This is a genomic window from Enterobacter sp. B79-1, assembly GCF_057444735.1.
In genome coordinates this window covers 1,140,303-1,158,905 of record NZ_JBYAZJ010000001.1, presented here as the reverse complement: position 1 = coordinate 1,158,905, position 18,603 = coordinate 1,140,303, and the positions used below count along the sequence as shown (strand labels likewise).

At 54.5% G+C, this 18,603-nt stretch carries 16 protein-coding genes; 14 read left to right on the top strand and 2 right to left on the bottom strand.

Translation table 11 applies throughout. The features are described 5' to 3' along the window. Positions 1–126 precede the first annotated feature (126 nt). Positions 127–1,887, bottom strand: a complete 1,761-nt coding sequence (ycaO, locus tag AC2T6E_RS05645) for a 30S ribosomal protein S12 methylthiotransferase accessory factor YcaO (RefSeq protein ID WP_214605501.1) — start codon at positions 1,885–1,887, stop codon at positions 127–129. Between the two features lie 127 nt (positions 1,888–2,014). Between ycaO and AC2T6E_RS05640 the strand changes: the two genes are divergently transcribed. The 13 genes from AC2T6E_RS05640 (at position 2,015) to AC2T6E_RS05580 (ending at position 16,942) form a co-directional block, all read left to right on the top strand. Beyond that, complete coding sequence (locus AC2T6E_RS05640; protein ID WP_108416006.1) at positions 2,015–2,707, top strand: DUF421 domain-containing protein; 693 nt, start codon at positions 2,015–2,017, stop codon at positions 2,705–2,707. A gap of 162 nt (positions 2,708–2,869) precedes the next feature. After that, positions 2,870–3,958 carry a 3-phosphoserine/phosphohydroxythreonine transaminase gene (serC, locus tag AC2T6E_RS05635; protein WP_260663120.1) on the top strand — a complete coding sequence of 363 codons (1,089 nt, stop codon included), beginning with the start codon at positions 2,870–2,872 and terminating at the stop codon, positions 3,956–3,958. Positions 3,959–4,027: 69 nt separating this feature from the next. Then, a complete protein-coding gene (aroA, locus tag AC2T6E_RS05630; protein ID WP_486690821.1) occupies positions 4,028–5,311 on the top strand; it encodes a 3-phosphoshikimate 1-carboxyvinyltransferase in 1,284 nt (427 codons plus the stop codon). Between the two features lie 185 nt (positions 5,312–5,496). Next, positions 5,497–6,180 carry a (d)CMP kinase gene (gene cmk, locus AC2T6E_RS05625; RefSeq protein ID WP_010429248.1) on the top strand — a complete coding sequence of 228 codons (684 nt, stop codon included), beginning with the start codon at positions 5,497–5,499 and terminating at the stop codon, positions 6,178–6,180. Between the two features lie 110 nt (positions 6,181–6,290). Beyond that, positions 6,291–7,964: a 30S ribosomal protein S1 gene (gene rpsA / locus AC2T6E_RS05620; RefSeq protein WP_010429251.1), complete on the top strand. Its 1,674-nt coding sequence runs from the start codon at positions 6,291–6,293 to the stop codon at positions 7,962–7,964. Between the two features lie 170 nt (positions 7,965–8,134). Beyond that, positions 8,135–8,422 carry an integration host factor subunit beta gene (gene ihfB / locus AC2T6E_RS05615; RefSeq protein ID WP_003858233.1) on the top strand — a complete coding sequence of 96 codons (288 nt, stop codon included), beginning with the start codon at positions 8,135–8,137 and terminating at the stop codon, positions 8,420–8,422. Between the two features lie 213 nt (positions 8,423–8,635). Further along, the gene (locus AC2T6E_RS05610; RefSeq protein ID WP_341494608.1) at positions 8,636–10,900 is read left to right on the top strand and encodes a ComEC family protein; all 2,265 of its coding nucleotides are present in this window, start codon (positions 8,636–8,638) and stop codon (positions 10,898–10,900) included. A 36-nt stretch (positions 10,901–10,936) separates the two neighbouring features. Further along, a complete protein-coding gene (gene msbA / locus AC2T6E_RS05605; protein ID WP_089598356.1) occupies positions 10,937–12,688 on the top strand; it encodes a lipid A ABC transporter ATP-binding protein/permease MsbA in 1,752 nt (583 codons plus the stop codon). Further along, the gene (gene lpxK, locus AC2T6E_RS05600) at positions 12,685–13,662 is read left to right on the top strand and encodes a tetraacyldisaccharide 4'-kinase (protein WP_486690817.1); all 978 of its coding nucleotides are present in this window, start codon (positions 12,685–12,687) and stop codon (positions 13,660–13,662) included. Before msbA ends, lpxK begins: the two co-directional genes overlap by 4 nt. Positions 13,663–13,706: 44 nt before the next feature. Further along, positions 13,707–14,936 (top strand): winged helix-turn-helix domain-containing protein, encoded by a 1,230-nt coding sequence (locus AC2T6E_RS05595; RefSeq protein WP_316466638.1) that lies wholly within the window; start codon positions 13,707–13,709, stop codon positions 14,934–14,936. Positions 14,937–14,981: 45 nt separating this feature from the next. Continuing rightward, positions 14,982–15,164 (top strand): protein YcaR, encoded by a 183-nt coding sequence (ycaR, locus tag AC2T6E_RS05590; protein ID WP_006174474.1) that lies wholly within the window; start codon positions 14,982–14,984, stop codon positions 15,162–15,164. Next, positions 15,161–15,907, top strand: coding sequence for a 3-deoxy-manno-octulosonate cytidylyltransferase (kdsB, locus tag AC2T6E_RS05585; RefSeq protein ID WP_262186995.1), 747 nt, complete (start codon positions 15,161–15,163; stop codon positions 15,905–15,907). Before ycaR ends, kdsB begins: the two co-directional genes overlap by 4 nt. 141 nt (positions 15,908–16,048) lie before the next feature. Beyond that, positions 16,049–16,942 (top strand): YcbJ family phosphotransferase, encoded by an 894-nt coding sequence (locus tag AC2T6E_RS05580; protein WP_042713970.1) that lies wholly within the window; start codon positions 16,049–16,051, stop codon positions 16,940–16,942. On the opposite strand, the gene elyC is transcribed toward AC2T6E_RS05580, so the two are convergent. Beyond that, positions 16,919–17,698 carry an envelope biogenesis factor ElyC gene (gene elyC / locus AC2T6E_RS05575; RefSeq protein ID WP_010429275.1) on the bottom strand — a complete coding sequence of 260 codons (780 nt, stop codon included), beginning with the start codon at positions 17,696–17,698 and terminating at the stop codon, positions 16,919–16,921. The two genes, AC2T6E_RS05580 and elyC, sit on opposite strands and share 24 nt — an antisense overlap. Before the next feature lie 124 nt (positions 17,699–17,822). On the opposite strand from elyC, the gene cmoM reads away from it, so the two are divergent. Continuing rightward, a complete protein-coding gene (cmoM, locus tag AC2T6E_RS05570) occupies positions 17,823–18,602 on the top strand; it encodes a tRNA uridine 5-oxyacetic acid(34) methyltransferase CmoM (protein ID WP_010429276.1) in 780 nt (259 codons plus the stop codon). Position 18,603: the final 1 nt, after the last annotated feature.

The following is an 18,603-nucleotide window of genomic DNA, read 5'->3' as shown; positions in this document are numbered from 1 at the left end:
CGTAATTAACTTAATTATTACAATCAAACATCATTACCGAAAAAATAAAAAAAAGGGGCAATGAAATTGCCCCGTAATATAGCCCAGACGATTGGATACGCCTACATCTGGTAATGTTATATGCGCTTATTTTGACCAGTAAGCGGCTTTTGCCTTCTGTAATTTTTCATACGCTTTCAGCAGCGACTGATGTGCCGGGAAGGCTTTCAGATCGCTATCAACAGCCTGCAGGCCATAGAACGGCTCTTCGCCGCTCAGCGCCGCGCTGGCCGCTTCGACTGCATCTGCACCGTACATACGAACAAAGGCATTCAAGTACTGCAGAGGTTCACGGTCCTCTTCCTGAGCGAGCAGCAACAGCGTCTGAAGACAGCGGTAGTAGTTGGTGCGCTCGGCTGAGAAGACAGACTGGTTGAATTCCATGGTCCACTCGGTCCAGGCCAGGGCCTGATCCAGATCGCCACCCGCAAGAGCCAGCATCGCTTTCAGCTCACCAATACGCAGAGTGTACCAGCCGTTGTCTTTACCGGTCGCCAGACCCAGCAGTTCACGCACGCGGGTGAAGTCATCGTGGCCTTCTTCGTCCAGTTGGGCGATCAGGTTCAGATAATCGTCTTTCTCCCACTCGCTGCCCGGCAGGGCCAGCAGTGTTTCGCGCAGGTGCGCGCCCATGCTGTTATTTGCCAGCCACAGATCTTCGGCAGGGTAGATGTCGGACATGCCAGGAACAATAATGCGGCACGCGTAGACGCCAAGATGTTCGTAGTCGGCGATATAAACGTCCTGGTCTTCGGCTTTGAAGATTGCCATCAGCGTGGCGAACTCTTCTTCCGTGGTACCGGCAAAGCTCCAGTCCACGAACGGATAGTCTGCATCCTGCTTAAACATGTCCCAGGAGATCAAACCGCTGGAGTCGATGAAGTGGGTTTCGAGGTTGGTATGCTCGGCCACTTCTTCATCGTCAAAGGTTGGCGGGGTGAACACGTCGAGATCTTTCAGGCTACGGCCCTGCAGCAGCTCGGTGACGGTACGCTCCAGCGCCACGCCGAAGTCCGGGTGCGCGCCGAAGGAGGCGAAGCAGGTACCGTTCGTTGGGTTAAACAGCACAACGCAGATAACGGGATATTTGCCGCCCAGCGAGCCGTCATAGGCAAAGATTGGGAAACCTTCTGCTTCCAGCTTAGCGATGGATTCCACCACGCCCGGATAGCGCGCCAGCACGTCTGCCGGAATTTCTGGCAGGCTGATGGATTCGGCAATAATGCGGTTTTTGATGTGACGTTCGAAGACTTCAGAAAGACCCTGCACGCGCGCTTCATTGCGGGTGTTACCAGCGGACATACCGTTGGATACATACAGGTTGCCGACAATGTTCATCGGGATGTAAACGGTCTTTTCGTCAGACTGGCGGGTAAACGGCAGGGCGCAGATACCGCGATCCTCGTTACCGGACTGCAGATCGATCAGCATGCTGGCGGTCAGTTCGCTGTCTGGATCGTAGAACGCACGCAGGCGCGCGTCGAGAATGCCTTCCGGCAGTTCGTCGTCTTCGGTCAGCGGGAACCATTTTTCGTTCGGATAGTGAACGAACGGGCCGTTAGCGATGGTTTCGCCCAGCCAGAAGTCAGCGAAGAAATAGTTAGTGGACAGACGCTCAAAATACTCACCCAGCGCAGAGGCCAGTGCCGCTTTTTTTGTCGCGCCTTTACCGTTGGTAAAGCACAGGGCACAGTCTTTATCGCGAATATGCACGGACCAGACATGCGGCACCGGATTGAGCCAGGAGGCTTCTTCGATGTTAAAACCCAGGTCGGTCAGTTTCTGCTGGAAGCGAGCGATGGAATCTTCCAGAGCGGCGTCTTTGCCGGGGATAAACGTTTGAGTCATGGCGTTCACTTTTATCGTACGTAAAGCGCGCAATGATACGGGTTTTGCGTGACGGGTGCTATCTTCGGCGAAAATAAAAGGCTGGGCTATGCTTAGTGGCAGTAACTGACTGTTAAGGCATAGAAAAATGAAAGCATTTGATCTCCAGCGGATGGCGTTTGATAAAGTTCCTCCTGAATTTCTGGGCGAAGTGGCGCTGCGCAGCCTGTATACCTTCGTGCTTGTCTTCCTGTTTCTAAAAATCACCGGCCGTCGCGGCGTGCGGCAGATGTCGCTCTTTGAAGTGTTGATCATCCTGACGCTGGGGTCAGCGGCGGGAGACGTTGCCTTTTATGACGATGTGCCGATGGTGCCGGTGTTTATCGTTTTTGTCTCACTGGCGCTACTTTACCGTCTTGTCATGTGGCTGATGTCGAAAAGCGAAAAGCTGGAAGATCTGCTTGAAGGGAAGCCGGTCGTTATCGTCGAGGACGGACAGCTGGCCTGGGAAAATGTAAAAAGCGCCAATATGACCGAGTTTGAGTTCTTTATGGAGCTACGCCTGAACAGCGTTGAACAGCTCGGGCAGGTGCGGCTGGCGATCATGGAAACCAACGGGCAGATCAGCGTCTATTACTATTCTGACGACGAGGTGAAGCCGGGGCTCTGTATCCTGCCGGATATGCTGATCGAGCGTTTCAGAACGGTACCTGAATCAGGTGAATATGCTTGCGTAAGATGTAGCCATGTTGTCGCGATGCAGCCGGGGGATCGTCAATTATGCCCCCGCTGTGCAAATCCGGAATGGACGAAGGTTAGCCGGGCCAAACGTATCACCTGACAGCCATTTTGTCGGTTTTGCCTTAGCGAGGCGGCAGATTGTTTTGTGTGACGCGGGGCACATTTCATGGGTCATAAGTTTTAGACATTGCGGCGCGTGTCACTGAATGATAAAACCGATATCCACAGTTATAACTTATGGCTTTTAGCGTGGTGAGGGGAAATGGCTCAAGTCTTTAATTTCAGTTCAGGTCCGGCAATGTTACCGGCAGACGTGCTTAAACAGGCTCAACAGGAGCTGTGTGACTGGAACGGTCTGGGTACGTCGGTGATGGAAGTTAGCCACCGTGGTAAAGAGTTTATTCAGGTGGCGGAAGAGGCAGAAAAGGATTTTCGCGATCTGCTGAACATTCCCTCGAACTACAAAGTATTGTTCTGCCACGGCGGTGGGCGCGGTCAGTTTGCCGGTATCCCGCTCAACCTGCTGGGAGACAAAACTACCGCTGATTATGTGGACGCGGGCTACTGGGCGGCCAGCGCTGTCAAGGAAGCGCATAAGTACTGCACGCCGAATGTCATCGACGCCAAAGTGACCGTTGACGGCCTGCGCGGCGTTAAGCCGATGAGCGAGTGGCACGTTTCTGATAACGCAGCCTATCTCCACTACTGTCCGAATGAAACCATTGACGGTATCGCCATCCATGAAGAGCCAAACTTTGGTGAAAACGTGGTTGTTACCGCGGACTTCTCTTCGACCATTCTTTCCACGCCGCTGGACGTTAGCCGTTACGGTGTGATCTACGCTGGCGCACAGAAAAATATCGGCCCTGCTGGGCTGACAATTGTGATTGTGCGTGAAGACCTGCTAGGCAAAGCACACAAATCCTGCCCGTCGATTCTCGATTACACCGTGTTGAACGATAACGATTCTATGTTCAACACGCCACCAACGTTTGCCTGGTACCTTTCCGGCCTGGTCTTCAAATGGCTGAAGCAAAACGGCGGCGTGGCGCAGATGGATAAGGTTAACCAGCAGAAGGCTGAACTGCTATATGGCGTGATCGACAAGAGCGATTTCTACCGCAACGATGTGGCGAAAGCTAACCGTTCCCGCATGAACGTGCCGTTCCAGCTGGCGGATAGCAACCTGGACAAAGTGTTCCTGGAAGAGTCCTTCGCGGCTGGTCTGCATGCGCTGAAAGGTCACCGTGTCGTTGGCGGCATGCGTGCCTCCATCTATAACGCGATGCCGCTGGAAGGCGTTAAAGCCCTGACCGATTTCATGATCGACTTCGAACGTCGTCACGGTTAATTTGCTGTTATTCACCCCCGCAGCATCCCTGCGGGGTTTTTATTATGTTGAGTTGAGAGTTTAGTTTTCATGGAATCCCTGACGTTACAACCTATCGCGCGGGTAGATGGCATCATCAATCTGCCTGGTTCAAAAAGTGTCTCGAACCGCGCTCTGCTGCTGGCAGCTCTGGCAAACGGCACCACCGTCCTCACAAACCTGCTGGACAGCGATGACGTGCGCCATATGCTCAATGCACTGAAAGCGTTGGGCGTTCATTACACTCTCTCTGACGATCGTACCCGTTGTGAAGTAACCGGCAACGGCGGCGCATTACGTTCCGCTGAAGAGCTTGAGCTGTTTCTGGGTAACGCGGGTACTGCGATGCGTCCGCTGGCGGCAGCCCTGTGTCTGGGCAGCAACAATATTGTGCTGACCGGCGAACCGCGTATGAAAGAGCGTCCGATTGGCCATCTGGTCGATGCCTTACGCCAGGGCGGCGCGCAGATTGACTATCTGGAGCAGGAAAATTATCCACCACTGCGTCTGCGCGGTGGTTTTACCGGCGGTAACGTCGAGGTGGACGGCAGCGTTTCCAGCCAGTTTCTGACGGCACTGCTGATGACCGCGCCGCTGGCACCGCAGGATACAGCGATCGCGATTAAAGGCGATCTGGTTTCTAAACCGTACATTGATATCACGCTGCACCTGATGAAAACCTTCGGCGTTGAGGTAGAAAACCAGTCTTATCAGCGCTTCGTGGTGCGCGGGGCACAGCAGTACCAGTCCCCGGGCAACTACCTGGTTGAAGGGGATGCGTCATCCGCGTCCTACTTCCTGGCCGCGGGTGCGATTAAAGGCGGCACGGTAAAAGTGACCGGTATTGGCCGTAACAGCGTGCAGGGCGATATCCGTTTTGCGGACGTGCTGGAAAAAATGGGCGCGGTTGTGACCTGGGGCGATGACTTTATCTCCTGTACCCACGGCGAGCTGAATGCCATCGACATGGACATGAACCATATCCCGGATGCGGCGATGACCATCGCCACGGCGGCGCTGTTTGCCAAAGGCACTACCACGCTGCGTAATATCTACAACTGGCGCGTAAAAGAGACGGACCGCCTGTTCGCGATGGCGACCGAGCTGCGTAAGGTCGGTGCAGAGGTGGAAGAGGGCGAAGACTACATTCGCGTGACCCCGCCGGCAAAACTGCAGTTTGCGGAAATCGGCACCTATAACGATCACCGTATGGCGATGTGCTTCTCGCTGGTGGCGTTGTCCGACACGCCTGTGACCATTCTTGATCCGAAATGTACGGCGAAAACCTTCCCGGACTACTTCGAGCAGCTGGCGCGCATTAGCACGCTGGCCTGATACCCTCATGCCGCATCATCCGATGCGGCATTTCCTTACGCTTCCTGACGAACACTCCCGCTCATTTCTTCTACACTCTGCTTCTATCATTCTGTAATTTGCACGCAAAGGTAACAGTTGCGCACGTTGGCGCGTATAATGCGCGGCGTTCATGTAAACGGTATGCCTTATTTAAGGAGAAAAAGATGACGGCACTTGCCCCGGTAATCACCATTGATGGGCCTAGTGGCGCAGGGAAAGGTACTCTGTGCAAAGCGATGGCAGAAGCATTGCAATGGCATCTTTTAGATTCGGGAGCAATCTATCGCGTGCTGGCTCTGGCTGCGTTGCATCACCATGTGGATGTCGCCTCTGAAGAAGCGCTGGTACCGCTGGCTGCGCATCTGGATGTGCGTTTTGTTTCGACTGATGGCAACCTTGAAGTGATCCTGGAAGGAGAGGACGTCAGCGGGGAAATTCGTACTCAGGAAGTCGCTAACGCGGCCTCCCAGGTCGCGGCCTTCCCGCGCGTTCGCGAAGCCTTGCTGCGCCGCCAGCGTGGTTTCCGTGAAGCCCCAGGTCTGATCGCTGATGGGCGCGATATGGGAACCGTGGTATTCCCTGATGCGCCTGTGAAAATTTTCCTCGACGCCTCTTCGGAAGAACGTGCGCAACGCCGCATGCTTCAGTTGCAGGAAAAGGGGTTTAGTGTTAACTTTGATCGCCTTTTATCCGAGATAAAAGAGCGCGATGACCGCGATCGTAACCGCGCCGTCGCCCCACTTGTTCCTGCAGAAGATGCATTAGTTCTGGATTCAACCAGTTTAACTATTGAGCAAGTGATTGAAAAAGCGCTACAATATGCGCGCCAGAAATTGGCACTCGCGTAATCGCGACCGATTTAGCAGTACCCCCGCTGCAATGGATTGACGGCGGGTATGTGAAACAACCCCATCCGGCACGGAGCCAGGTGGACGTTATCTTAACCTGAAGATTAAACATGACTGAATCTTTTGCTCAACTATTTGAAGAATCCTTAAAAACAATCGAAACCCGTCCGGGTTCCATCGTTCGTGGTGTTGTTGTTGCTATCGACAAAGACGTAGTACTGGTTGACGCCGGTCTGAAATCTGAGTCCGCCATTCCGGCAGAGCAGTTCAAAAACGCCCAGGGCGAGCTGGAAATCCAGGTTGGTGACGAAGTTGACGTTGCTCTGGATGCAGTGGAAGACGGCTTCGGTGAAACCCTGCTGTCCCGTGAGAAAGCTAAGCGTCACGAAGCTTGGATCACGCTGGAAAAAGCTTACGAAGAAGCTGAAACTGTGGTCGGTGTTATCAACGGCAAAGTTAAAGGCGGCTTCACTGTTGAGCTGAATGGTATTCGTGCGTTCCTGCCAGGTTCACTGGTAGACGTTCGTCCAGTCCGTGACACCCTGCACCTCGAAGGCAAAGAGCTTGAGTTCAAAGTAATCAAGCTGGACCAGAAGCGTAACAACGTTGTTGTATCCCGTCGTGCCGTTATCGAATCCGAAAACAGCGCAGAACGCGATCAGCTGCTGGAAAACCTGCAGGAAGGCATGGAAGTCAAAGGTATCGTTAAGAACCTCACTGACTACGGCGCATTCGTTGACCTGGGCGGCGTTGATGGCCTGCTGCACATCACCGACATGGCGTGGAAACGCGTTAAGCACCCAAGCGAAATCGTGAACGTTGGCGACGAAATCACTGTTAAAGTGCTGAAGTTCGACCGCGAACGTACTCGTGTATCCCTCGGCCTGAAACAGCTGGGCGAAGATCCATGGGTAGCTATCGCTAAGCGTTACCCAGAAGGTACTAAACTGACTGGTCGCGTTACCAACCTGACTGACTACGGCTGCTTCGTTGAAATCGAAGAAGGCGTTGAAGGCTTGGTGCACGTTTCCGAAATGGACTGGACCAACAAAAACATCCACCCATCCAAAGTTGTTAACGTTGGTGATGTAGTGGAAGTGATGGTTCTGGATATCGACGAAGAACGTCGTCGTATCTCCCTGGGCCTGAAACAGTGCAAAAACAACCCATGGCAGCAGTTCGCGGAAACCCACAACAAGGGCGACCGTGTTGAAGGTAAAATCAAGTCTATCACTGACTTCGGTATCTTCATCGGCCTGGACGGCGGCATCGATGGCCTGGTTCACCTGTCTGACATCTCCTGGAACGTTGCAGGCGAAGAAGCAGTACGTGAATACAAAAAAGGCGACGAAATCGCTGCAGTTGTTCTGCAGGTTGACGCAGAGCGTGAGCGTATCTCCCTGGGCGTTAAACAGCTCGCAGAAGATCCGTTCAACAACTGGGTTGCACTGAACAAGAAAGGCGCAATCGTAAACGGTAAAGTGACTGCAGTTGACGCTAAAGGCGCAACCGTAGAACTGGCTGACGGCGTTGAAGGTTACCTGCGCGCTTCCGAAGCTTCACGTGACCGCGTTGAAGATGCCACTCTGGTTCTGAGCGTTGGCGACGACGTTGAAGCTAAGTTCACCGGTGTTGACCGTAAGAACCGTGCAATCAGCCTGTCTGTTCGTGCTAAAGACGAAGCTGATGAGAAAGATGCAATCGCAACTGTTAACAAACAGGAAGATGCAAACTTCTCTAACAACGCAATGGCTGAAGCTTTCAAAGCAGCTAAAGGCGAGTAATATCAAGTTCTCACCGTCATTTGAGCTGTAACGCATTTACAGCGAGAAGGATGAGGAGCAGACTTGACAGATTGCAGGATTCGTCCTGTAATCAATAACAAAGGGCGGCTACGGCCGCCCTTGTTTAATGAGCTGTTCAGCTAATTGGTTTGAAAGGAACCGGAGGAATCATGACCAAGTCAGAATTGATTGAAAGACTTGCCAGTCAGCAACCGCACATCCCAGCAAAGGCTGTGGAAGATGCTGTTAAAGAGATGCTGGAGCATATGGCCACCACTCTTGCCCAGGGCGAGCGCATTGAAATCCGCGGTTTCGGTAGTTTTTCTCTGCACTATCGTGCTCCACGTACCGGGCGTAACCCGAAGACTGGCGATAAAGTTGAGCTGGAAGGCAAGTACGTTCCGCACTTTAAGCCGGGTAAAGAACTGCGCGATCGCGCCAATATTTACGGCAACTGAGTTTTAGCCATAATGGCTAAGCTGGGTTTAAAAGAAAGCACCTGCGGGTGCTTTTTTTGTGCCTCTCGTCTGCATTTCTGAATGCGTCACGCATTTCCATTCTGGCTTTTCTGCAAACCGCTAAAAACGTTGCAGCGCCCGCCGTAACGCCCCTTTTTCCTGTCTGACGACACGCTATTCTCACGGCATACTGCCCGAAACAGGGAGGTATAAATGGGGATCCACATTGTCAGTGCTTGTGCCATTCTGGCCATTATTCCGCTCTATTGGTTACCTGTTTTACCGGAACCAGAGAGCGTCTGGATGATGATTGCCGCAGGTATCGCGTTAGCCGCGCAGCAAAGACGATGGCTAACGTTCTCAGGCATCGGGTTGCTCTTTTTTTGCTGGGGCGTATTAGCGGCGCAGGAGAGCGTTTGGCCCTTGAATCATCTCACGACAGGGCCGCAGCAGGCGGAGGTGGTCATTACAGCAACCGACGGCGCAACAATGCATCAGGGAAACATTGTCAGCCTCAACGGAAAACGCTGGTGGGGCGTTACTGGGGTGACGCTGTATGGCAATTACCTGCCCCAAAAAGGGTGTGCCGGTCAACGCTGGGCCATGGTGCTGCGTCTTAGAGCGGTACATGGTGAATTAAACGACGGTGGCTACGATTCGCAGAAAAATGCTTTTGCCCGACATCAAACGCTGAGCGGGCGTTTTACGAATGCTGAGGCTGTTGACGCACGCTGTAGCCTGCGTTCACGGTACCTGGGCTCACTGCAAAACGTACTCACAGCATATCAGTGGGGGCCGGTGATCCTTGGGCTGGGGATGGGGGAGCGCCTGAATGTACCGCGTGAGATAAAAAATCTCATGCGCGAGACAGGGACAATACACCTGATGGCGATTTCGGGTCTGCACATCGCGCTGGCTGCGTCCATCGTCTGGTTACTGGCAAGAGGGTTGCAATATTTCCTGCCGAGCCACGCTATCCATTGGCAGTTTCCCATGCTTGCAGGTCTGTGCTTTGCGGCTTTTTATGCATGGTTAACGGGGATGCAGCCGCCCGCAATGCGCACGGTGGTCTCTCTCATGGTGGTGGCTGCGCTGCGGATTAGCGGCCGTCAATGGTCTCCCTGGCAGATCTGGTTAGCCTGCGTGGCGGCGATTCTGATTTTTGACCCTGTGGCTGTTCTGTCGCAAAGCTTTGCGCTGTCGGCGTTTGCGGTTGCGGCATTAATTTTTTGGTACCAGTGGCTACCGCTTCCGAACGGGCTCTGGATCCGCCGACTAAAACCTCTGGCAAATCTCATACATCTGCAAACAGGGATGCTGTGCCTGCTGCTTCCACTGCAGGTGCTGATATTTCATGGTTTCAGCCTGTCTTCATTCCTCGCAAATCTGTTTGCTGTTCCGCTGGTCACGTTTATTTCCGTGCCCCTGATCCTTCTCGGTATGCTGCTCCATCTTTTTCCGCTGGCGTTACTGGAGAACGCTGTCTGGTATGCGGCCGATAAGTCTCTGGCAGGGTTATTCGGGTTGCTGGCTCGCTTGCCGAACGGCTGGCAGGATGTCGATGAACGTTGGCAATACCTGACGCTGCTACCCTGGCTTGCCATTATCGGCTGGCGTTTTCGAAGCTGGAAAGTTCTACCGGCTGTTTGTCTGACAGCAAGTATTATGCTCGCACTTCCTTTGTGGCGAACGGATAAAACTGACAGCTGGACGCTGCACATGCTGGATGTCGGGCAGGGGCTGGCAATGGTGATTGAACGTCAGGGGAGGGCTATTTTATACGATACCGGGCTGGCCTGGCCGGGGGGCGATAGCGGGCAGCAGTTGATCATTCCATGGTTACGCTGGCATCACCTGAAGCCCGAAGGGGTGATCCTGAGTCATGAGCATCTCGACCACGCGGGAGGACTGGCATCGCTGCAAAAAGCCTGGCCCGAAATGTGGGTGAGGAGTCCGCTGCACCAGGATGGACATCTTCCTTGTTTTCGAGGGCAGCGGTGGCAGTGGCAGGGGCTAACGTTCAGCGTTCACTGGCCGCCTGAAGAAGGGCTCGCCAAAGGTAATAACCGCTCCTGCGTGGTTAAGATCGACGACGGTGAGCAGAGCATCCTGCTGACCGGGGATATTGAAGCACAGGCCGAAATGGCAATGCTGAGCCACCGCTGGCGCAATCTTGCGTCTACACTCATTCAGGTACCTCACCACGGCAGCAACACCTCGTCTTCTATGCCGTTGGTGCAGCGTGCCGAAGGGGAAATAGCGCTGGCCTCTGCAGCCCGCTATAACGCGTGGCATTTTCCATCCGCGAAAGTGGTGCGGCGCTACGGGAAAGAGGGATATACCTGGCTAGACACCCCTCATTCTGGACAAATATCGGTGACATTTTCGCAACATAGCAGGCAGATCCGACGCCTGCGTGAACACAATTTACCGCGTTGGTATCATCAGTGGTTTGGCGCGCCCGTAGATAACGGGTAGAATATGCGGCTATTTCAACAAATGCTGGTTTTTTGAATGCATAACGACAAAGATCTCTCCACGTGGCAAACGTTCCGCCGACTCTGGCCGATGATTGCCCCTTTCAAAGCAGGCTTGATCGTGGCGGGCGTAGCGTTAATCCTCAACGCAGCCAGCGATACTTTTATGCTATCGCTCCTCAAACCGTTACTGGATGACGGTTTTGGTAAAACGGATCGCTCAGTGCTGCTATGGATGCCGCTGGTGGTTATTGGGCTGATGATCTTACGCGGTATTTCCAGCTATATCTCCAGCTACTGTATCTCCTGGGTATCAGGAAAAGTGGTAATGTCCATGCGTCGCCGACTCTTCGGTCACATGATGGGCATGCCGGTCTCATTCTTTGATAAACAGTCTACGGGCACGCTGCTGTCACGTATTACCTACGATTCAGAGCAGGTGGCATCATCGTCCTCCAGCGCGCTGATTACCGTGGTCCGTGAAGGCGCATCGATCATCGGCCTGTTTATCATGATGTTCTATTACAGCTGGCAGCTGTCGCTCATCCTGATCGTGCTGGCCCCGGTTGTCTCCATTGCTATCCGCGTCGTCTCAAAGCGTTTCCGCAATATCAGTAAGAATATGCAGAATACGATGGGGCAGGTCACGACCAGCGCTGAACAGATGCTGAAAGGCCACAAAGAAGTGTTGATCTTTGGTGGTCAGGAGGTCGAAACCAAGCGCTTTGATAAGGTCAGCAATAAAATGCGCCTGCAGGGAATGAAAATGGTGTCGGCCTCCTCTATCTCCGATCCTATCATTCAGCTGATTGCCTCACTGGCACTGGCATTTGTTCTGTATGCGGCGAGCTTCCCGAGCGTTATGGAGACCCTGACTGCAGGGACCATCACCGTAGTGTTCTCCTCCATGATTGCGCTGATGCGTCCGCTGAAATCCCTGACCAACGTGAACGCGCAGTTCCAGCGCGGGATGGCGGCATGCCAGACGTTGTTCAGCATTCTGGATTCCGAGCAGGAAAAAGATGAAGGTACGCGCGTGATTGAGCGTGCAAACGGAGACGTTGAATTCCGCAATGTGACCTTTACCTATCCAGGCCGCGAAGTGGCTGCACTGCGTAATATCAACCTGACGATTCCAGCAGGTAAAACCGTTGCGCTGGTGGGCCGTTCCGGCTCGGGTAAATCAACCATTGCCAGCCTGATTACGCGCTTCTACGACATTGATGAAGGCGAAATCCTGTTAGATGGCCATGACCTGCGGGAGTATACCCTGCAGTCGCTGCGTAACCAGGTTGCACTGGTTTCTCAAAACGTGCATCTGTTCAACGACACGGTTGCCAACAACATCGCCTATGCGCGTACTGAAGAGTACAGCCGCGAGCAGATCGAGAATGCCGCACGCATGGCGTATGCGATGGACTTCATCAACAAGATGGATAACGGTCTGGATACCATCATTGGTGAAAACGGCGTGCTCCTTTCCGGTGGTCAGCGTCAGCGTATCGCCATTGCGCGTGCGCTGCTGCGCGACAGCCCAATCCTGATTCTGGATGAAGCGACGTCCGCGCTGGATACTGAATCTGAACGCGCTATTCAGTCAGCGCTGGACGAACTGCAGAAGAACCGTACCTCTCTGGTGATTGCGCACCGTCTGTCGACTATCGAACAGGCTGATGAAATCGTGGTGGTAGAAGACGGCGTGATTGTCGAGCGGGGCAGCCATGCCGATCTGCTCGCCCACCGTGGCGTCTACGCACAGCTCCATAAGATGCAGTTCGGTCAACAATGATTGCACGCATCTGGTCCGGTGAATCACCACTGTGGCGACTGCTTCTGCCGCTCTCCTGGCTCTATGGCCTGGTGAGCGGTGCCATTCGTCTGATGTACCGCCTGGGGCTGAAGCGCGCCTGGCGCGCACCGGTTCCGGTTGTGGTGGTCGGTAACCTGACCGCTGGTGGGAACGGCAAAACGCCGGTGGTGATCTGGCTGGTGGAGCAGTTGCAAAAACGCGGCATTCGCCCAGGGGTGGTATCGCGCGGCTACGGTGGTAAAGCGACGCACTATCCGCTTCTGCTTACGGCTGATACAACAACGGCCGAAGCGGGTGATGAACCGGTTCTGATCTATCAGCGGACAGGTGTGCCGGTTGCGGTCTCACCGGTGCGCAGCGACGCCGTTCAGGTGCTTCTTGCCGGGCACGCTGTGGACATCATTATCACCGACGATGGCCTTCAGCATTACGCGCTGGCGCGTGATAAAGAGATTGTGGTTATCGACGGCGTGCGCCGTTTTGGCAACGGCTGGTGGCTGCCTGCCGGCCCGATGCGTGAACGCGCGTCGCGTCTTCAGTCCGTTGATGCGGTCATTGTTAACGGTGGCCAGGCTAAGCCAGGGGAAATCCCTATGCATCTTCAGCCTGGCATGGCGGTTAACCTGTTAACGGGCGAGCGTAAGGCGGTTGAACAACTGCCTGCACTGGTGGCGATGGCGGGTATTGGCCATCCTCCGCGCTTCTTCGCAACGCTGGAGCAGTGTGGTGCCCGGCTGGAAAAATACGTTCCGCTGGCGGACCACCAGGCGTTGGTGGAAGGCCAGGTAGACGCCCTGACCGTACCCGGGCAGTCGCTGATCATGACCGAAAAAGATGCGGTGAAATGCCGTGCCTTTGCGAAAGAAAACTGGTGGTATCTGCCGGTTGACGCTGAACTCAGCGGCGAGCAGCCGGAACACTTGCTCAAGGAACTGATTGCGTTGGTGCGATAAACGCTTACGCGGTTCTGGTGGCGCTTTGACTGACAGGAAAACGCATGTCTTTACCGCAACTCTCGCTTTCAGCCGCACGTCATTTACACCTTGCTGCCCAAGGGCTGCTTAAAAAGCCTCGCCGTCGCGCACAACCCTCTGACATTCTCTCCACCGTACAGCGCATGTCGTTGCTGCAAATCGATACCATCAACATCGTGGCGCGAAGCCCTTATCTGGTGCTCTTCAGCCGCCTGGGCAATTATCAGCCGCAGTGGCTGGACAATGCGCTTAGCCAGGGTGAGCTAATGGAATACTGGGCACATGAAGCCTGTTTCCTGCCCCGCAGTGATTTCGCACTGATTCGTCACCGCATGCTCTCTCCGGATAAGATGGGCTGGAAATATCGTCAGGAGTGGATGCATGAACACGCCGCTGAAATTGAGCAGCTTATCGCGCATATTCAGGAAAACGGTCCAGTGCGTTCGGCTGATTTTGAGCATCCGCGAAAAGGGGCGAGCGGATGGTGGGAGTGGAAACCGCATAAACGTCATCTGGAGGGGTTGTTTACATCCGGTAAAGTGATGGTTGTGGAACGACGTAACTTTCAGCGCGTATACGACCTGACGCACCGCGTGATGCCGCACTGGGACGACGAGCGTGACCTGCTTACGCAGGAAGCGGCCGAAGCCATCATGCTGGAGAACAGCGCCCGCAGTCTGGGAATTTTTCGTCCGCAATGGCTGGCAGACTACTACCGACTCCGTCAGCCCGCGCTTAAACCGTTGCTGGATGTGTGGCAGCGCGAGCAGCGCGTCATACCTGTCGCTGTCGAAACGCTGGGCGAGATGTGGCTGCATGCCGATTTACTCCCGCTTTTACCACAGGCGCTGGAAGGTAAGCTCCAGGCCACGCACAGCGCGGTACTGTCACCTTTCGACCCGGTCGTCTGGGACAGAAAACGGGCCGAGCAGCTGTTTAATTTCAGCTACCGGCTTGAGTGTTACACCCCCGCGCCAAAACGCCAGTACGGCTACTTCGTTTTGCCTCTGCTGCATAAAGGGCAACTGGTGGGACGCATGGATGCCAAAATGCACCGCAAAACCGGTACGCTTGAAATCATCGCGCTGTATCTTGAAGACGGGGTTAAGGCGACGGCTACCCTGGAGAAAGGATTATCATCCGCCATTAGCGATTTTGCGCGCTGGCAAGGGGCGAGCAGCGTGACGCTGGGCCGTATGCCGGACGGGCTGTTTACGACCTGCCGAAATGGTTGGGAAACAGACACTCCCTGAAAAGGGAATGTGTTAAGCTTTAGCGATTACCCATACGGAGGAACTATGGATCACCGTTTACTTGAAATTATTGCCTGCCCGGTGTGCAACGGCAAACTCTACTACAGCCAGGATAAACAAGAGCTGATTTGCAAGCTGGACAGTCTGGCTTTCCCGCTGCGGGACGGTATTCCGGTCCTGCTGGAAAATGAAGCCCGTTCCCTGGTGGCAGAAGAGAGCAAGCCATGAGTTTCGTTGTCATTATTCCGGCGCGCTATGCATCAACGCGTCTGCCGGGTAAACCTCTGGTAGATATCAACGGCAAGCCAATGATTGTGCATGTCCTGGAGCGTGCGCGTGAATCGGGTGCTGACCGCGTCATCGTGGCAACCGATCATTCGGACGTGGCGCAAGCGGTTGAAGCGGCGGGTGGTGAAGTGTGCATGACTCGCGCCGATCACCAGTCCGGCACTGAGCGTCTGGCGGAAGTGGTTGAGAAATGCGGTTTCAGCGATGATACGGTCATCGTCAACGTGCAGGGCGACGAGCCGATGATCCCGGCGGTTATTATTCGCCAGGTAGCGGAAAATCTGGCGCAGCGACAGGTTGGCATGGCCACCCTCGCGGTACCCATTCAACATGCTGAAGAAGCATTTAACCCGAATGCGGTTAAAGTGGTTATGGATGCCGAGGGCTATGCGCTCTATTTCTCACGCGCGACGATCCCCTGGGATCGCGATCGCTTTGCGGTATCGAAAGAGACCATCGGTGATTCATTCCTGCGCCACATTGGGATCTACGGCTATCGTGCGGGCTTCATTCGCCGCTATGTCAACTGGGCACCAAGCCCGCTGGAACATATTGAAATGCTGGAGCAGCTCCGCGTGCTCTGGTATGGCGAAAAAATCCACGTAGCCGTTGCCAAAGAAGTTCCCGGAACGGGCGTTGATACGCCGGAAGATCTTGAGCGCGTTCGCGCCGAACTGCATTAATTTTGCCACCATCCCTCCTTTCGGGGGGATGTTCTCACCCCACAAATTTTCCTTTCTTACTCTTAATTGATCTCTTCCGGGTGACATCCTTTGCTCACGCGCTCATTATAAAAGCAGTAGCCTTAATGGGGGTAATCTCATATGGAACAGCTGCGTGCCGAACTGAGCCATCTGCTTGGCGAGACGTTGAGCCGGGTCGAGTGTGTGAATGAAAAGGCGGATACCGCACTTTGGGCGCTGTATGACAGTCATGGAAACCCAATGCCTCTCATGGCCAGAAGCTTTACCTCACCCGGCGTCGCCAGACAGCTGGCATGGAAAATATCGATGCTGGCAAGGGAAGGTACGGTGCGAATGCCGACGGTTTACGGTGTCATGACGCATGAGGAACACCCCGGCCCGGATGTCCTGCTTATTGAGCGCCTGCGTGGCGTCTCTGTTGAAGCCCCGGCGCGCACGCCGGACCGCTGGGAACAGCTGAAAGATCAGATCGTCGAGGCGTTGCTGGCCTGGCACCGGCAGGATAGCCGCGGGCTCGTCGGTCCCGTGGACAGCACTCAGGAGAACCTGTGGCCGCTCTGGTATCGTCAGCGGGTGGAAGTGCTGTGGGGAACGCTTAACCAGTTCAACAACACCGGTTTAACCATGCAGGACAAACGCATTCTGTTTCGCACCCGCGAGTGCTTGCCTGCGCTGTTTGACGGCTTTAATGACAACTGCGTGCTGATACACGGCAATTTTACCCTGCGCAGCATGCTGAAAGATCCCCGCAGCGACCAGCTGTTGGCGATGGTTGGGCCGGGCATTATGCTCTGGGCACCGCGCGAGTACGAACTGTTCAGACTATGCGACAGCGCCTCTGCGGAAGGTTTGCTCTGGCATTATCTGCAACGGGCACCTGTCGCGGAGGCGTTTCTCTGGCGGCGCTGGCTCTATTTACTCTGGGATGAAGTGGCGCAACTGGTGAATACCGGACGGTTCAATCGCGCTAACTTCGACCTGGCGACAAAATCACTCTTGCCCTGGCTCGCCTGACGCGCCTTTCAGCCATTGCCAGAGGCGTCCAAGCGTCTCGTAACCGACACGATCGCTGTGCATCAACCAGACCGGGGACGGGATTGCTCGTTCCCACGGGTTAAGCGGCGCATTGATCGCTATCTGGTTAGCCGGTGCGGGTAGGGGGTGTAATCCCTGTTTCTCGAAGAAAATCATCGCTCTCGGTAAATGCGACGCCGATGTCACGAGCAGGAACGGCACGTCGCCGATGGCCTGCTTCACCGCGGCGGCTTCCTCTTCGGTGTCTTTTGGGCTGTCCAGGGTGATGATAGATGAACGCGGCACGCCCAATGATTCAGCGACGCGTGCGCCAGCCTCCGCCGTACTCACCGGGTTTGTTTTGGCGGCGGCTCCGGTGAAGATCATTTTCGAACCCGGATTAGCAAGCCACAGGCGGATACCTTCGTTCAGGCGCGGCAGGCTGTTGTTGATCAGATTAGAGCTGGGTGCCCAGTTCGGATCCCAGGTATACCCGCCACCCAATACCACGATGTACTCCACTTTCTGATTTCCCTGCCAGGTCGGGTACTTATTTTCGATAGGGCGTAACAGACCATCCGCGACCGGCTGCAGGCTCAGCAGCAGCATCATCAGCCAGCCGAGGGTGATAAGCGTTTTGCCACTTTTCTGAAAGCGGCTGAACCACACCAGTGCCAGCCCCAGCGCGATGAGAAGCAGCAGCAGGGGAAGGGGAAGCATCATGCCTCCGATGTATTTTTTTAGGGTAAAAAGCATCCTTTTTGGTTCCTTTTTTAACCATACAGCAGGCGATTACCCGTGATATTACACCAGAGTGGTTCATTCTCCGCGTGGGTGTGACAAAATAGCGGTTTTGCAGTTAGCGAGTGGAACCTTCCCAATGCGGGATCGCAATTTTGATGACATCGCGGAAAAGTTTTCGCGCAACATTTATGGCACCACCAAAGGTCAGCTTCGGCAGACGATCCTCTGGCAGGATCTGGACAAGCTGTTGGCTGAATTGGGTGACCGGCGGTTGCGCGTGCTCGATGCCGGTGGCGGGGAAGGTCAGACTGCAATTCTGATGGCGCAGCGGGGGCACCACGTCACGCTTTGCGATCTTTCTGCTGAGATGGTTACTCGCGCCGAACGCGCGGCAGAAGAGAAAGGTGTGAGCGACAACATGCATTTTATACATTGCGCCGCTCAGGACATTCCCCAGCATTTGGAAACGCAGGTTGATCTGATATTGTTTCATGCTGTGCTCGAATGGGTCGCCGAACCGCAAGCCATGTTAAAAACGCTGTGGTCGATGTTGCGTCCGGGCGGTGCGTTATCGCTGATGTTCTACAATGCAAACGGTCTGCTGATGCGAAACGTGCTGGTGGGCAATTTTGGCTACGTGCAGCAGGGTATGTATAAAAAGAAACGGCGCACGCTATCGCCGGATTTCCCACGTGAACCGCAGCAGGTCTATGGTTGGCTGGAGGAGATCGGTTGGGAGATCACCGGTAAAACAGGCGTGAGGGTGTTTCATGATTATCTGCGTGATAAACAAAAACAGCATGACTGTTTAGACGCCTTAACAGAAATAGAAACGCGGTATTGCCGCCAGGAGCCTTATCTGAGCCTTGGCCGCTATATACACGTCACCGCGCGCAAGCCGCAGAAGCAAGGATAAT

Coding starts and splice junctions, on each gene's coding strand:
- msbA (WP_089598356.1), top strand. CDS start 10,937: ATGCATAACGACAAAGATCTCTCCACGTGGCAAACGTTCCGCCGACTC.
- aroA (WP_486690821.1), top strand. CDS start 4,028: ATGGAATCCCTGACGTTACAACCTATCGCGCGGGTAGATGGCATCATC.
- lpxK (WP_486690817.1), top strand. CDS start 12,685: ATGATTGCACGCATCTGGTCCGGTGAATCACCACTGTGGCGACTGCTT.
- rpsA (WP_010429251.1), top strand. CDS start 6,291: ATGACTGAATCTTTTGCTCAACTATTTGAAGAATCCTTAAAAACAATC.
- cmk (WP_010429248.1), top strand. CDS start 5,497: ATGACGGCACTTGCCCCGGTAATCACCATTGATGGGCCTAGTGGCGCA.
- AC2T6E_RS05610 (WP_341494608.1), top strand. CDS start 8,636: ATGGGGATCCACATTGTCAGTGCTTGTGCCATTCTGGCCATTATTCCG.
- ycaR (WP_006174474.1), top strand. CDS start 14,982: ATGGATCACCGTTTACTTGAAATTATTGCCTGCCCGGTGTGCAACGGC.
- ycaO (WP_214605501.1), bottom strand. CDS start 1,887: ATGACTCAAACGTTTATCCCCGGCAAAGACGCCGCTCTGGAAGATTCC.
- cmoM (WP_010429276.1), top strand. CDS start 17,823: ATGCGGGATCGCAATTTTGATGACATCGCGGAAAAGTTTTCGCGCAAC.
- kdsB (WP_262186995.1), top strand. CDS start 15,161: ATGAGTTTCGTTGTCATTATTCCGGCGCGCTATGCATCAACGCGTCTG.
- serC (WP_260663120.1), top strand. CDS start 2,870: ATGGCTCAAGTCTTTAATTTCAGTTCAGGTCCGGCAATGTTACCGGCA.
- elyC (WP_010429275.1), bottom strand. CDS start 17,698: ATGCTTTTTACCCTAAAAAAATACATCGGAGGCATGATGCTTCCCCTT.
- ihfB (WP_003858233.1), top strand. CDS start 8,135: ATGACCAAGTCAGAATTGATTGAAAGACTTGCCAGTCAGCAACCGCAC.
- AC2T6E_RS05580 (WP_042713970.1), top strand. CDS start 16,049: ATGGAACAGCTGCGTGCCGAACTGAGCCATCTGCTTGGCGAGACGTTG.
- AC2T6E_RS05595 (WP_316466638.1), top strand. CDS start 13,707: ATGTCTTTACCGCAACTCTCGCTTTCAGCCGCACGTCATTTACACCTT.
- AC2T6E_RS05640 (WP_108416006.1), top strand. CDS start 2,015: ATGAAAGCATTTGATCTCCAGCGGATGGCGTTTGATAAAGTTCCTCCT.